The organism is Novosphingobium naphthalenivorans NBRC 102051 (assembly GCF_001590985.1).
Classification (GTDB): domain Bacteria; phylum Pseudomonadota; class Alphaproteobacteria; order Sphingomonadales; family Sphingomonadaceae; genus Novosphingobium; species Novosphingobium naphthalenivorans.
The window spans coordinates 171713-186445 of record NZ_BCTX01000001.1; the positions used below are offsets into that span (position 1 = coordinate 171713).

13 protein-coding genes are annotated in these 14733 nt (G+C 64.1%); 7 read left to right on the forward strand and 6 right to left on the reverse strand.

Going from position 1 to position 14733, the window contains the following annotated elements; all coding sequences use genetic code 11:
* Positions 1-53 precede the first annotated feature (53 nt).
* On the forward strand, positions 54-1571 hold the full coding sequence (locus NN5_RS00820; RefSeq protein ID WP_157080951.1) for a tetratricopeptide repeat protein: 1518 nt from the start codon (positions 54-56) through the stop codon (positions 1569-1571).
* A gap of 81 nt (positions 1572-1652) precedes the next feature.
* Here NN5_RS00820 and NN5_RS00825 read toward each other — a convergent pair whose 3' ends face one another.
* A complete protein-coding gene (locus tag NN5_RS00825) occupies positions 1653-2369 on the reverse strand; it encodes a cistern family PEP-CTERM protein (RefSeq protein ID WP_067732097.1) in 717 nt (238 codons plus the stop codon).
* Between the two features lie 406 nt (positions 2370-2775).
* Between NN5_RS00825 and ettA the strand changes: the two genes are divergently transcribed.
* Positions 2776-4455, forward strand: coding sequence for an energy-dependent translational throttle protein EttA (gene ettA / locus NN5_RS00830; RefSeq protein WP_067732098.1), 1680 nt, complete (start codon positions 2776-2778; stop codon positions 4453-4455).
* Positions 4456-4820: 365 nt separating this feature from the next.
* Positions 4821-5660, forward strand: coding sequence for an RcnB family protein (locus NN5_RS24900; RefSeq protein ID WP_245656113.1), 840 nt, complete (start codon positions 4821-4823; stop codon positions 5658-5660).
* 81 nt (positions 5661-5741) lie between these two features.
* Here NN5_RS24900 and NN5_RS00840 read toward each other — a convergent pair whose 3' ends face one another.
* Complete coding sequence (locus NN5_RS00840) at positions 5742-6284, reverse strand: cytochrome b (protein WP_067732100.1); 543 nt, start codon at positions 6282-6284, stop codon at positions 5742-5744.
* Between the two features lie 110 nt (positions 6285-6394).
* Between NN5_RS00840 and NN5_RS00845 the strand changes: the two genes are divergently transcribed.
* Positions 6395-7060, forward strand: coding sequence for a prolyl hydroxylase family protein (locus NN5_RS00845; RefSeq protein WP_067732101.1), 666 nt, complete (start codon positions 6395-6397; stop codon positions 7058-7060).
* Positions 7061-7067: 7 nt separating this feature from the next.
* On the opposite strand, the gene NN5_RS00850 is transcribed toward NN5_RS00845, so the two are convergent.
* A complete protein-coding gene (locus NN5_RS00850; RefSeq protein ID WP_067732102.1) occupies positions 7068-7598 on the reverse strand; it encodes a DUF1003 domain-containing protein in 531 nt (176 codons plus the stop codon).
* Between the two features lie 20 nt (positions 7599-7618).
* On the reverse strand, positions 7619-9217 hold the full coding sequence (locus NN5_RS00855; protein WP_067732139.1) for a lysine--tRNA ligase: 1599 nt from the start codon (positions 9215-9217) through the stop codon (positions 7619-7621).
* Between the two features lie 110 nt (positions 9218-9327).
* On the opposite strand from NN5_RS00855, the gene NN5_RS00860 reads away from it, so the two are divergent.
* On the forward strand, positions 9328-10209 hold the full coding sequence (locus NN5_RS00860) for a mechanosensitive ion channel family protein (protein ID WP_067732103.1): 882 nt from the start codon (positions 9328-9330) through the stop codon (positions 10207-10209).
* Positions 10210-10238: 29 nt separating this feature from the next.
* On the opposite strand, the gene NN5_RS00865 is transcribed toward NN5_RS00860, so the two are convergent.
* Both NN5_RS00865 and NN5_RS00870 read right to left on the reverse strand, forming a co-directional pair.
* Positions 10239-10562: a DUF2218 domain-containing protein gene (locus tag NN5_RS00865; protein ID WP_067732104.1), complete on the reverse strand. Its 324-nt coding sequence runs from the start codon at positions 10560-10562 to the stop codon at positions 10239-10241.
* Positions 10559-11266 (reverse strand): PadR family transcriptional regulator, encoded by a 708-nt coding sequence (locus NN5_RS00870; protein WP_084384653.1) that lies wholly within the window; start codon positions 11264-11266, stop codon positions 10559-10561. The genes NN5_RS00865 and NN5_RS00870 overlap by 4 nt, the downstream gene beginning before the upstream one ends.
* Before the next feature lie 155 nt (positions 11267-11421).
* On the opposite strand from NN5_RS00870, the gene NN5_RS00875 reads away from it, so the two are divergent.
* Together NN5_RS00875 and NN5_RS00880 are read left to right on the forward strand one after the other, a co-directional pair.
* A complete protein-coding gene (locus NN5_RS00875) occupies positions 11422-14136 on the forward strand; it encodes an ATP-dependent DNA helicase (RefSeq protein WP_067732106.1) in 2715 nt (904 codons plus the stop codon).
* 43 nt (positions 14137-14179) lie between these two features.
* A complete protein-coding gene (locus tag NN5_RS00880; protein WP_067732108.1) occupies positions 14180-14725 on the forward strand; it encodes a SixA phosphatase family protein in 546 nt (181 codons plus the stop codon).
* The last annotated feature ends 8 nt before the right edge of the window (positions 14726-14733 follow it).

A 14733-nucleotide genomic window follows, 5' to 3' on the forward strand; every position in this document is an offset into this window, starting at 1 on the left:
ATGGAAACTTTATTTCCTTGGGGCATGTCCGATGCCTCAGCATCGAGGTTTGCATGAAATACACCGTTCCGATCGCCCTTGCCTTTCTCCTGACAAGTTGCGGGAACGATCCGCAAGAACAGTGGGCGCGTGCAAAAGCGTCATACGACGCGCATCTCTATGCCAAAGCGAAGCTCGATCTGGTCGATCTGCTCGAAGCCGATGCCAATAACTGGCAGGCGCGCGAACTTCTCATCCGTTCCTATATCGACATGGGTGACGGCGAGGCCGCCAATGCCGCCCTGGTGAAGCTCCCCCCGGCACACCGCCCCAAGGACTATGCCCTGCTGGCAGGGGAGACGGCACTGCTGCGCGAGCGCCCGGACGAGGCGCTGGAAGCGGTAAAACAGATCAACAGCCCTTCTGCGCAGCGCATTCGCGCACTGGCCTTTCTCGCGAAAGACGATTCCAGCGCCGCCGCAACCGCTTTTGCCGCAGGCGTGGACAGCGGCAATCCCACTCCTCGCCTCCTGGCGGACTATGCCCGCTTCGCTCTCCAGCAAGGCGACGTGCTGAAAGCCCGCTCACTGGTCGATGAAGCCCTGAAAGGCGACAGCAGGTCGATCGACGCGCTGCTCGTGGACGGGCAAACAGCAACGGCGCAAGGCAATCTGGCCCGCGCGCTGGACGCCTACGACAAGGCCATCAAGGCCTATCCGGGCAATCTGGCTGCGATTACCGGCAAGGCTTCGGTCCTGGGCGACCTCGGGCGGATCGACGAAATGGCCAAGCTGGTCGATGCGGCCAGTGCCAGCGCCGGCAACGATCCGTCACTGACCTATCTCAAGGCCCGTGTGGCGGCAGCGCGCAACGACTGGAAAAAGACGCGTGACATATTGCAGGCCAACGAAGACGATGTGCGCGGCGGCGATGACGTGACGATCCTCTATGCCCAGGCGCTCTTCAAACTGGGACAGACCGAACAGGCCCGCGCGCGCCTTCAGCCGGTGCTGACCCATGCTCCGGGCAATGCCGCCGCCCGGCGGCTTCTGGCGGCCGTGCAATTGCAACAGAACGATCCGGCCGGTGCGGTCAAGACACTGGAGCCCCTCGCGGTGAAACCCACGGCGCTGGCCGAAGATGCCAGGCTCTATGCGCAGGCGGCCAAGGCAGCGGGCCTTCCCGGTGCGGACGACCTCGCCAGAACAGCCCGCTTCCCGACACCGCAATCATTTGCAGCAGCACTCGCGGATGCCGACCGGGCGCTCAGGGCTGGCAACTGGGCCAATGCCAATGCCCTCTACAAGCAGATCATGGCTTCCACCGATGGCAAGAACCCATTGGTCCTCAACAATCTGGCCTTCACCGAAGGCCAGCTCGGCAACAAGACCGCCGCATTGAAATATGCCCTTGAAGCCCTGAAGTATGCGCCCGGGAATGCTTCGGTCATGGATACGGCTGGCTGGCTGCTGTTCGAAACCGCCCAGGACCGCGCGCGAGCCGTCAAGCTGTTGCAGCAGGCTGCGGCCAAGGCGCCACAGAATGCGACCATCCAGAAGCATCTGCAGGCCGCACAAACAGCACAACGTTGAAAGGCACACAGGGCTGAAACAGCGCTGAAACAACAAGGGGCCCCTGAGGGCCCCTTGCGCAAAGCACTTGCAATGTCCCGGTCAGGCGGCTGCCGGGTGCAGTTCCTGCCGCGCCGGCGCCCGGCGCCTGCGGGCCAGGGCCAGGCCGATGATGCCCAGTCCGAACAGCCCCAGCATCCCCGGTTCGGGCACCGGCGTGCCGCCGCTCGACGAAGACGAGGTCGTGATCGTGCCCGAGCCGCTGGCAGAGGTGATGCCAGGAACGCCGGTGATCGACTGATAGCGGACGTAGAAATCGCTGAGCGTAAGCGACGACACCGGCTGCGAGAAGCTCAGCGTGAAACTGCCGGTTCCCGTCTGGCCCATGTCAAGGCCGCCGCCGCCGCCACCGGCGCAGGACCCGGTCGCCGCATCCTTGAAGCAGACGTCAACAGTGCCGATCCCGTTGGGATAGGTCGAGTCAAGCGTCGTGTAGCTGAACGCGCCCGTGCTGCTTGCGCTGGTGATGGTGGGGTCCGTGTTGAACGCAAAACTGGAAATGCGCGATCCGGTCACCGGGGCAGAGCTGGTGTTGGTGACGCTGTAGTCGAAGGTGTAGTCGTTGCCTGAAATGCCCGTCAGCTTGAACGTGGCGGCGCCAGTCAGGCCGTCGATGTTCGTCCCGCTCGAAAAGCCATTGTAGTCGAGAGTGAACGAGGATCCGATGTCGCCCGAGCCCAACGTGATCTGATCGGCCATGGCCGGCGCTGCAAAAGCAACGCTCGCCAATGCCGCGAGCCCGATCGCAAAGTTCCTCATGTGTCGCCCCTATGCCTTCCTCAAGATGTAGTTACCGCCCGATTAAGCAAAGCGTGTGCCAAAGCCTGAATTCCGCCATTCACCTGCTTAGAATTATGCGTATTTGTAAAAATTTCCGTCAATTTCGAGGTAAATCACATCTGTACAATGCACCTCCGACTACCGGCGCGCTGCGGTGTCGGCATCAAGGAATGCCACTCCGGCATGCACCCCGTCCGATACGCGAGCGACATGCCATGGACGCCGCCACGCCAGATTTTCATACGCGCCCGGCACCGGTTGTGTTCACGCCGGCTTCTTGAACCCGCCAGCCCCGCTTCGCCACCGCCCTTGGCAATCCCCGCCCTGCCCTGTAGAGCGGCGCCCAAATCGTCCCGATACGCCAGATTTCATCCAGAGGAACCCGATGGCCGCGCAATACGCCTATGTCATGAAGGGCATGACCAAGACTTTCCCCGGTGCCCAGAAGCCGGTGCTTTCGAATATCAGCCTGCAGTTCTACCAGGGCGCCAAGATCGGCATCGTCGGTCCGAACGGTGCCGGTAAGTCGACCCTGATGAAGATCATGGCCGGCATCGACACCGATTTCACCGGCGAAGCCTGGCCGGGCGAGAACATCACTGTCGGCTACCTGCCGCAGGAGCCGCAGCTCGATCCCACCAAGACCGTGCTCGAAAACGTCAAGGACGGCGCCCGCGAAGTGGCCGACATGGTCGATCGCTTCAACGCGATCTCGGCCGAAATGGGCGACCCGCAGGACGATACCGATTTCGACGCGCTCATGGAGGAAATGGGCACGCTGCAGGACAAGATCGACGCCGTCGATGGCTGGACGCTCGACAACCAGCTCGAAGTCGCGATGGAAGCGCTGCGTTGCCCGCCGTCCGACTGGGAAGTCGGCAGCCTCTCGGGCGGTGAAAAGCGCCGTATCGCGCTGACCCGCCTCCTGATCCAGAAGCCCGACATCCTGCTGCTGGACGAACCGACCAACCACCTTGATGCCGAGAGCGTCGACTGGCTCGAAAACCACCTCAAGGAATACCACGGCGCGGTGTTGATGATCACCCACGACCGCTACTTCCTCGACAATGTGGTCGGCTGGATCCTCGAACTCGACCGCGGAAAGTACTTCCCCTACGAGGGCAACTACTCGACCTACCTCGAAAAGAAGGCCAAGCGCCTGGAGCAGGAAGACCGCGAGGCGACCGGCCGCCAGAAGGCGATCAAGGACGAGCTCGAATGGATCCGCGCCGGCGTCAAGGGACGCCAGACCAAGTCCAAGGCGCGTATCAAGAAGTTCGAGGAACTGCAGAACGCGCAGGACCAGCGCACCCCCGGCAAGGCGCAGATCGTCATTCAGGTGCCCGAGCGTCTGGGCGGCAAGGTCATCGAGGCCAAGGGCATTTCCAAGGCTTTCGGCGACAAGCTGCTGTTCGAGGATCTCTCGTTCATCCTGCCGCCGGGCGGCATCGTCGGCGTGATCGGCCCCAACGGCGCGGGCAAGTCCACGCTGTTCAAGATGATCACCGGTCAGGAAAAGCCGGATACCGGCACGATCGAGATCGGCCAGACCGTGCACCTGGGCTATGTTGACCAGAACCGCGATCACCTCGACGACAAGCACAACGTCTGGGAAGAAATCTCCGACGGGCTCGATTACATGAAGGTCAACGGCCACGACATGTCGACGCGTGCCTATGTCGGCGCCTTCAACTTCAAGGGGCAGGACCAGCAGAAGAACGTCGGCAAGCTCTCGGGCGGTGAACGCAACCGCGTGCACCTCGCCAAGATGCTGAAGCAGGGCGGCAACGTGCTGCTGCTCGACGAACCGACCAACGACCTCGACGTGGAAACGCTGGGCGCGCTGGAAGAGGCGATCGAGAACTTCGCGGGCTGCGCCGTGGTGATCTCGCACGACCGCTTCTTCCTCGACCGTCTGGCCACGCACATCCTGGCGTTCGAGGGCAACAGCCACGTCGAATGGTTCGAAGGCAACTTCGCGGCCTATGAGGAAGACAAGCGCCGCCGCCTGGGCGACGCTGCCGACCGCCCGACTGCGCTCGCGTACAAGAAGCTGACCCGCTAGGCCCGGCAGAGACAAACGCCAGTACCGTGTTCGCGGCAACGTCCGACCTCCGGACGTTGCCGCCGGCTTGCGGGCGCGCCCTGCCCGCTCCCTCCCTCAATACCGGCAGCGGCGCAATCGAACGCACGCGTCCTGAATTTTGCGGATACCATTAACCCTCACCCTCAAAAGAGAGCGCGGCACGGTTCGTCTTTTTTGATCGCAGTCATTAACAACAGGCAACTTAGCAGTTCACATTCCAGACATAGCGTTGTGGGCATATACAGGCACACATAACGAAGCCTTTTCTCAAAGGACGTAACGCTGACGTCGTGCGGCACGTCTGTTTCTGGAGAGATAATATGACTGACAGAAAGACAAGAAAGATGAGTCGGCTCTTCACGGCGGCAGCGTGGGGCGCCATGGCCTTGTCCGTTGCCGGACTGGGAATCGCCGACATCGCCAGCGCCGCCGAGCAGCGTCCTTCCGAGCGCGACAATCGCGCCGGAAACCGCACACAGGGCCCGGACCGCAGAAGCGGACAGCAGGATCGCCGGAGCCAGCCGGCGCAAGTGAATGCGCCGCCCCGCACGCAGCCCGCCCAGGCCCCTCAGCGCAATACGAACCAGAGCCAGAACCGCGACCGGCCGCCGACCATGACGGAAGCGCGTCAGGGGGCATTTTCGCGCCAGAACCAGCGCCAGAACCAGCCCCAGAACCAGCCCCAGAACCAGGCCCAGCGCGACCAACGCCGTGACGACCGGCGCGATCAGCGCGATCAGCGCGATGACCGGCGCGATCAACGGTACGATCAACGCAACGATCGGCGCGATCAACAGTATGATCAGCGCAACGACAGACGCGACCAGCGTTACGACAGGCGCGACGATCGCCGTGACTACCGGGAGACCCGGCGCTGGGATCGCAGCGACTGGCGGCGGAACAACCGGTACGATTGGCGCAGCTACCGCGCCCGCAACCGGTCGGTGTACCGAATCGGCAATTACCACTCCCCCTATTACGGATACCGCTACCGCCGCGTTGGGGTAGGTTTCGTGCTCCGTTCGCTCTTTTTCGGAAGCACCTACTGGATCACCGATCCCTGGTACTATCGCCTGCCCGAAGTCTATGGCCCCTACCGCTGGGTGCGCTACTACGACGACGTCCTGCTGGTGAACATCTACACCGGCGAAGTGGTGGACGTGGTCTACGACTTCTTCTGGTAAGGCTGTACAGCCCGGCTGAACAAAGAGCCCCTCATGCCCGCAAGCATGAGGGGCTCTTTTCATGACCGTGCCATGCGTTCGTCAGCGGCGGCGCAGAAAAGGCACCATGCGGGCCATGGTGTCGTCGCGGTCCAAAAGCTGATGCTTGAGCGCGCCGGCAACATGCAGTGCGAACAGCCCCAGCATGATCGTGGCGAGCACTTCGTGGCTCTCGTGGAAAATGCCGCCCAGCGCCTTGTTGCCGGCAACCGGCAGCGCCGGGACGTCGAACAGCCCGAACCAGCTTACCGGGTTCCCGGAGCCCGACGCCATGCCCCAGCCGGTCAGCGGGATGAACAGCATCAGGAAATAGAACAGCACATGCACCACCCGGGCCAGCGCGACTTCCCAGGACGCCAGCGCGGCTGAAAGCGGCGGCGCCTTGTGCACGAGGCGCCAGAGGATGCGAATGACGGTCAGCGCCAGAATCGTCAGGCCGAAAGCCTTGTGATTGGCCATGATCTGCATTTTTTCAGCCTTGGGCATGTCTTCGGCAACCCAGGCGGCGATGAAATTGAGCGCGATCAGCAGGGCGATAAGCCAGTGCAGGACAACCGCTACGCGAGAGTATTGCTGTGTTTCCATGGTCTTCCATCCATCTGAGGGCCGGCAAACAAGCCCGATATTAGGGTTTTTCAAAGCGATGGAAACAGCCCGATTGATTACAGGCGGAACTGACGTAATCTGTTCTTGCGATGACAGGCGTTGCCCATCCTGATTGCAGGGCTCTTGCCAGGATCGGCGCTGCCGTGCGCGGGCGCCTGTCCTGCGACCCGTCGGTACGGCGCTTTCCCGAGGAAAGGGTCGAACTCTACGCGGTCGAACGCTTTCTCGGGGCCGATGAATGCGCGCGCCTGATCGGCATGATCGATGCGGCGGCCTGTCCTTCCAGCCTGATCGACGAAACCTCCTGGCCCAACTATCGCACCAGTTACTCCAGCGACATCGACGTTTACGACGATACCGTGCGAGGGCTGGATGCGCGCCTTGCCGCCCTCACCGGCCTGCCGCCCGCCTGCGGCGAATACGCGCAAGGGCAGCGTTACCAGTGCGGCCAGTACTTCGAAGAACACTGCGACTGGTTCGACACCACCGCCGGATACTGGCGCCGCGAAAAGCGCAGTGGAGGGCAGCGCAGCTGGACGGCGATGATCTACCTCAACGAGGTCGATGAAGGCGGCACGACCGATTTCACCCGCGTCCGGCTCAGCGTCCCGCCCTTGGCCGGATGCCTTCTGCTGTGGAACAACGCGCAGGCGGACGGGACCCCCAACCCCTGGTCCATGCACGCCGCGCGTCCCGTGGTGCGCGGGGTCAAGTACATCGTCACCAAGTGGTTCCGTACGCGTACCTGGCGTTAGCCGCGCTTCAGACTTCTTCGCCGGCCTCGGCGCTAGCCCGTGCTTCGAGATATTCGAACAAGTGATCGAAACGCCGGTGCAACCGCAGGATTTCGAGCTGCGTACGCAAGTTCACTTCGTAATCGTGGCGGGCCGTTATGCGATCGCGAGCCGCCTGCCGGTTCTGGCTCATCATGATCACCGGCGCCTGGATCGCCGCCAGCATCGACAGGATCAGGTTGAGGAAGATGTAGGGATAGGCATCGAAGGCATGCAGGCCGATGCTTTCGAGAATGCGGCTGTTGATCATCATCCAGCCCAGCAGCACCACGCCGAAGCCGGCAATGAAGCCCCAGGAACCGCCGATCGCCGCCACCCGGTCGGCAAGCCGGTCCCCGAAGCTCGCGTGCAGCGCCGCTTCTTCCTGCGCATCGGGGCCCATGACCGTGCCCGAGGCAATACGGCGGAGCACGCGTTGCTCCTCCGTATCGACATCGGCGAATTTACGGCCGAGCAGATCTTCACAAAGCTGTTCGGCCGTCCGGGGTGTCTTGCGCATTACGCCTCGCGCTGGTGGAATCAGGCCTCCAGAGCCTGCGCAATCAACTTGCGCGTTTCGGGCACGCCGTAAAGGGCAATGAAGCTGCCCATGCGCGGCCCCTGCGACGAACCCAACAGCGTTTCATACAGCGCCTTGAACCAGTCGCGCAGGTTCTCGAAGCCATAGGCCTCGTTCTTGCCGATCTCATAGACCGCGTTCTGCAGCTCTTCCGCCGTCACGTCCGCCCCGGCCTTGGCGAGTTCGTCGTCAAGTGCCTTGAGCGCCTGGGCCTCATTGGCCGTCGGCGCGCGGCGCGCCAGCGTGGGAGCGATGAAATCGCGGTTGGTGGCCAGTGCGGCGCGCACCAGTTCACCCAGCTCCGGATGCGCCTCGGGCGTGGCATCCGCCACGTAGTTGCCAAGATAGGACCAGACCTGATCCGCCGTCGCCTCGGCACCAAGCACGCCGACGAGGTTGAGCAGCAGCGAGAACGTCACCGGCAGCGTATCGCCCGCGCCCTCGCCTTCGCCATTGGCGCGCAGCAAGTGCCAGACCGGATTGCCGAGCTGCTTTTCGATCTCCTGACCGGCAAGATTCCCGCGGAACTGCCAGTATTCGTCGACGGCCTTGGGGATCACGCCGACATGGAGCTGCTTGGCGCTCTTGGGTTCACGGAACAGGTAGAAGCCCAGCGATTCCTCGGTGCCGTAAGTCAGCCACTGATCGATCGTCAGGCCATTGCCCTTGGACTTCGAGATCTTCTCCCCGTTCTCGTCGAGGAACAGTTCGTAGATCAGTCCTTCCGGCTTACGCCCGCCGAGGATCTTCACGATCTTGCCCGACTGCGTGACCGAGTCGGTCAGGTCCTTGCCGCACATCTCGTAGTCGACACCCAGCGCATACCAGCGCATCGCCCAGTCGACCTTCCACTGCAGCTTGGCCTGCCCGCCGAACACCGACTGCTCGACCACCGAGCCATCCTGATCGGTGAAGCGGATCATGCCGGTCGCCGGATCGAGCACTTCGACTGGCACCTGCAGGACGACGCCGCTGGTGGGCGAGACCGGCAGCACCGGCGAATAAGTCTTGCGCCGTTCCTCGCGCAGCGTCGGCAGCATGACGTCGAGAATCGCCTGATTGCATTCGAGCACCCGCGTCAGCGCGGCATCGAAGGCACCGGAATTGTAGCGGTCGCTCGCCGAGACGAATTCGTACTCGAAGCCGAAGCGATCGAGGAATTCGCGCAGCATCGCATTGTTGTGATGCGCGAAGCTCTCATACTTTTCGAAGGGATCGGGAATGCGGGTGAGCGGCTTGCCGAGATTGGCGGCCAGCAGCTCCGCATTGGGGATATTGTCCGGAACCTTGCGCAGCCCGTCCATGTCATCGGAGAAGGCGACCAGCCGCGTCGGCGCGCCGCCGGTCATCGCTTCGTAGGCGCGGCGGACCAGCGTGGTGCGCAGGACTTCCTGAAAGGTGCCGATGTGCGGCAGGCCCGAGGGACCGTAGCCGGTCTCGAACAGCACGGGCTCACCACCCGGTTTGCCTTGCGGGTATCGCTTGAGTAGCTTCTGGGCCTCCTGGAAGGGCCAGGCCTTGGACACGCGGGCGGCTTCGATCAGGGCATCATCGGTCATGGCGGCGCTCATTGGCGAATTGCGCGCGTTTCGCAAGTGCGAAGCGCAACAAGGAACCCGCCGGACCGAGAGACGTTATGTGCGAAAGCCACCGAAAGGACTGAATACCCGTGAATTATGTCGCAATCCTGAGCAATGAAATCGAAGGCATGGGCAAAACATTCGTGCAGGCCCTGCCCTCGCTTGTCATTGCTCTGGCCATCCTCATCCTGACCTGGGCGCTGGCCCGCGGCATGGCCCGCACGTCCCGCCGGATCACCGCGCGCGCGCAAGTGCGGGACGATCTCAAGCAGCTTGTCGAAACTCTCGTACGCCTGCTCGTATGGATATTCGGCACTCTCATCGCCCTGACCGTGGCCGTTCCCAGCTTCACCCCGGCAGGCGCGTTTGCCAGCCTCGGCGTCGGCGCTCTCGCCGTCGGCTTCGCCTTTCAGGACATCTTCGAAAACTTTCTCGCCGGCGTGCTCATCATGCTGCGCGACAAGATGAACATCGGCGATGCCATCACGTGCCAGGGCATCGCCGGCAAGGTCGAGAAAATCACCTTGCGCGAGACCCATATCCGCCAGTTCTCCGGGGAGCTGACAGTGGTGCCCAACTCGATGCTGTTCAAGAACCCGGTCGAGATCCTCACTGACCAGCACTTGCGCCGCAACGAGGTGATCGTGGGCGTTTCCTACGACACCGATCTCGCCCATGCGCAGCAGGTGATCGAACAGGCGCTGGCGACTGTAGAGGCCATCGACAGCGACAAGGGGACAGTCGTCTTCGCGCAGGAATTCAATTCCAGCTCGGTCGATTTCCTCGTGCAGTGGTGGTCCGATACATCAGTGCAGGACCTGCGTCTCACCAAGAGCCAGGTGGTCTTTGCGGTCAAAAGTGCCCTCGACGGGGCCGGAATCGAGATTCCGTTCCCTTACGTCACCAACACGTTCAAGGAACCGCTGCCCCTCCTGAGCGCGAAGGCGCTGCAGGAGGAGCGCACGGCGTGAATGCGGCCCCGGCTTGAAGTAGCCGCTGCTCACGCCCCGGCATTCCCGGCCGCAGCCTCGCTTTCCTTCACCCATTGCCAGTCGTAGGCGAGCGGGGACTCCCGGAAGGCGAAGCGGTCGATATGGCGTGCAACGACATCCGTCAGCCGTTCGACATCGGCACGGTCCTCACCCGTGATGCTGATGGCGATCGCTTCGCCATCAGCATCCATGGTGGCCACGGCGGTGGGAAACGTCACCTTTCCGCGATCGCCGTCCACTTCGGTTTCCAGCTTGTGGCTCCAGTGCTTGCACAGCTGGCGCACATACTTGCCGCCGTTTCCAGTCTTTACCCTGGCCGTGATCGTGCTCATCCCTCGATCCTTTCGATCTTGCGGGTCGCCTCGTCGATGGCGTCAGCGATCTGCAGGATCAGGTCACGGTCGGCCCCATCCCGCGACAGGCGGTCGAACACCGAAGTCTTCAGAGCCTGCATGGCGCGGCGCACCGGCGCCGGGTCGACCTTGTCACGCTGATCGGCAAGAGCCGTCAGCCGGGCCTTGAGCGCGGCTGCCTTGTCCGCGTCGGCTTCCGCCTGCGTGCGGCCTTCCTCGGTCGCTTCATACGACTTGCGGGCGCTATCGCTGGCCATGACCGCGATCAGGCCGGATTCCTCCATGTAGGTGAGCGCCGGATAGACCACGCCCGGGCTCGGCGCATAGTCGCCGCCCGAAAGCGTCTCGATCTCGCGGATCAGGTCATAGCCGTGGCGCGGCGTTTCGGCGATCAGCGAAAGCAGAAGGGTCTGCAATTCGGCCTGATCGAACAGGCGCTTGCGGCGTCCGCCGCGCCCGTGGCCGCGGCCACCGCCTCCCGGACCGCCAGCTCCCATGCCCCAGCGCTCACCGGCGAAGTCGTCGCCGAAACCGCCGCGTCCGGGGCCGAACGGACCGCGCGCCATGGCCCGCATTCCGTGCCCGCCGCGCATGGCGTGGAACTCACCGCCCTGGGCTTCGTTGCCCCGGCAACCGCCACCGCGGCCGTGCTTGTGATGGAACCCATGATTGCGATTGAACATTGTGTCTCTCATTTCGTTGTGTTGTTTCATGATGGCTCTAAGATATATCTAGAATGATTTTTCACAAGACCCAAATTTGTATCAACCGGTATTTTGCAGTGGGTCCGCACCGGCGCGCCGTTTCCAATCCGTTCGCCCCTGCCTAAGACACCGGGATGGCTGCTCTCTCCCTCACTGCCCTCCACGCGAGCCACGGCGGCTGCTGGCTGCGCGAAGGGGACGTGACCCGCACTATTTCCAAAGGCGAAGCGGTAATGGCAGCGGCCGACACGCTGCTGCTGATCCTCAATGCCCCTCTGGTCGCGACCAGGCTGGGCTATCCCGATCTCTCGGGTCTGGACCTGCTGGAACTCTATGCTTTCGTGCATCCGGCGCGTTTCGTAGTGCCGACGCCGAAAGGCCTCGCCCACGCGCTGAACCTTCCCGAACCGCAAGGCGACGCCGATGTCGCACGCCTGCTGCAGCAAGCCGCCGCCGCCTTGCTGGATACCTGCGAATCCCCGGACTGGCCCGAACGCGAAGGCGCATGGACCGGGCTGCAATCGCTGGTGCGGATGCGCTGGCCCTGGGCCACGCTACTCACCGGCCGGATCGCCAAACCGCAGCGGGCGGAGCGCTGGCTGTTCACCCGCCTGCCGGAATGGGAAGAGAGCCCGGAACACGCCCAGCCCCGTCAGATCGTACTGCATGAGGCGGACGTGCTGCACCGGCTCGAAGATCTCACCGGGGCAGGCGCCGAGCAACGCCCCGGCCAGCGGGCCTATGCCGCGCAGGCCGCCCACGCCTTCGCGCCGCGCGAACGGTCGGGACACCCGCACCTGCTGCTGGCGCAAGCGGGGACCGGCATTGGCAAGACGCTGGGCTACCTCGCCCCCGCCTCGCTATGGAGCCAGCAGTCCGGCGGCACGGTCTGGGTCTCGACTTACACCAAGGCGCTGCAACGCCAGTTGCGCCAGGAGAGCCGCCGTGCCTGGCCCGAACGCCGAACGGACGGCAGCCGGCCCGTCGTCGTGCGCAAGGGGCGTGAGAACTACTTGTGCCTGCTCAATCTCGAAGACGCGCTGCAGGGCGGCTTCGCGGGCCGCGCGGCGATCCTCGCGCAGCTGGTGGCGCGCTGGGCCGCCTATTCGCGCGATGGCGACATGATCGGCGGAGACTTGCCCGGCTGGCTCGGCACCCTGTTCCGCCAGCGCGGGATCACCTCGCTGACGGACCGGCGCGGCGAATGCGTCTATGCCGGCTGCCCGCATTACCGGAAATGCTTCATCGAGCGCGCCACGCGGGCCAGTGCCGGGGCCGATCTGGTGATCGCCAACCATGCCCTCGTGATGGTCAATGCCGCGCGCGGACGCGATACCGCCGCGCGCCCCACCCGCATCGTCTTCGACGAGGGCCATCACGTCTTCGATGCCGCCGATTCCACGTTCGCCGCCGCGCTGACCGGGGCGGAGACGATCGAACTGCGCCGCTGGGTGATCGGCCCCGAAAAGGCCTCGCGCGGGCGCAGGAGAGGCCTGTCCGCCCGGCTTGCCGACATCGTCAGCTACGACGAGGCCGGCTCCAAGGCGATCACCGCCGCGCGCGCCGCCGCCGAAGCCCTGCCCGGTGACGGCTGGATGCAGCGGCTGGCCGAAGGCGCACCCTGGGGGCCGCTGGAGGAACTGCTCGCCGCCGTGCGCGCCACCGTCTATGCCCGCGACGAAAGCGGCGGGCAGGAAGCGGGTTATGGCCTCGAAACCGAAGCCGCCGATCTCGACGGCGCCTTCGTCGAGATTTCGCAAGCCGCGCGCGAGGCGCTTGCCGATCTGCGGCAACCGCTGATGCGTCTTGGCCTGCGGCTCGAAGCGCTGCTGGAAGACCCGCCAGACTGGCTCGACGGCCAGGGGCGCGCGCGCCTCGAAGGTGCGCGTCATTCGCTCAGTTGGCGCATAGACCTGCTGGCGGCATGGGAAGCCCTGCTCGCGCGGCTCGGCGGCCCGGCCGATCCCGAATATGTCGACTGGCTCGCCGTCGAGCGATCGGAAGCGCGCGAGTTCGATATCGGCATCCACCGCCATTGGCTCGACCCCATGAAGCCTTTCGCCAGCGTCGTGCTCGAACCCGCGCACGGTGTCATCATGACCTCGGCGACCCTGCGCGACGGCGAAGACTGGGCCAAGGCCGTGGCCCGCTCGGGCGCGGAACACATCGGCGTCGTTCCCCGGCTGACCGCGCAGGAAAGTCCGTTCGACTATGCCGCCCAGGCCGAAGTGCTGATCGTCACCGATGTGCCAAAGGGCGATATTCCGGCGCTTGCCGCAGCCTATGCCCGGCTGATCGAGGCATCGAAGGGCGGCGCGCTGGGGCTGTTCACCGCGATCCGCCGTCTGCGCGCAGTGCACGGCCGCATCGCCGACCGCCTCGCCCGCGCCGGCCTGCCGCTCTATGCCCAGCATGTCGACCCGATCGACACCGGCACTCTGGTCGATATTTTCCGAGACGATCCCGCCGCCTCGCTGCTCGGCACCGATGCCTTGCGCGACGGCGTCGACGTGCCCGGCCACTCGCTGCGGCTGGTGGTGATGGAGCAAGTGCCCTGGCCGCGCCCCTCGATCCTCCACCGCGCCCGGCGCATGGCCGGCGGCGGGTCCGCCTACGACGATTCGATCATCCGCGCCCGGCTGGCGCAGGCTTTCGGACGCCTGATCCGCAGCCGCCAGGATCACGGCTATTTCGTCGTTCTCTCCTCTGCCTTTCCCTCCCGCCTGCTCAGCGCCTTTCCCGCAGGCACGCCTGTCCGGCGGATTTCTCTGGAGGAGGCTTTACATCGCGTGTCCAGCCATGCTTCAGGGGAAACCACGCCGGAAGGTGAAAACGCCGGCCGCTCATGACACCTCGCTGTTGAAGTGCCGCACCCGAGAGTTGCCCGTCCGAATGAAGACCCTGGGAATTTTCCGCCACGCGAAATCGGACTGGAACGACGCGCGCCTGCGTGACTTTGACCGTCCGCTGAACAAGCGTGGCCGGAAAGGCGCAGCGGTCATGGGCGAGCATATCCGCGATCATGCCGTGGGCTGGAAGCGCGTTCTCGCCTCCCCGGCGGTGCGCGTGACCCAGACGATCGAACTGGCCGGAGAAGCGGCGGGCGAAACGCCGCCCATCACCTGGGACCGCCGCATCTACCTCGCCAATTCGGCCGCACTCATGGACGTGCTGCGCGAACAGGAAGGCGATCCGGCCTCGATCATACTGGTCGGCCACAATCCCGGCCTTGAGGATCTGATCTTCGATCTGGTGCCCGACGACGGCAGCAGCCCCTTGCGCGACATCGTGGAAGACAAGTTCCCGACCGCGGCCTATGCCGTGCTCCAGCTCGATATCGACCACTGGTCCGACATCGAGGAGAACTGCGGCAAGCTGGTCCATCTGGTCCGCCCGCGCGATCTGGACCCGGCCCTGGGCCCGAATATCGAGGACTGATGGGCTAG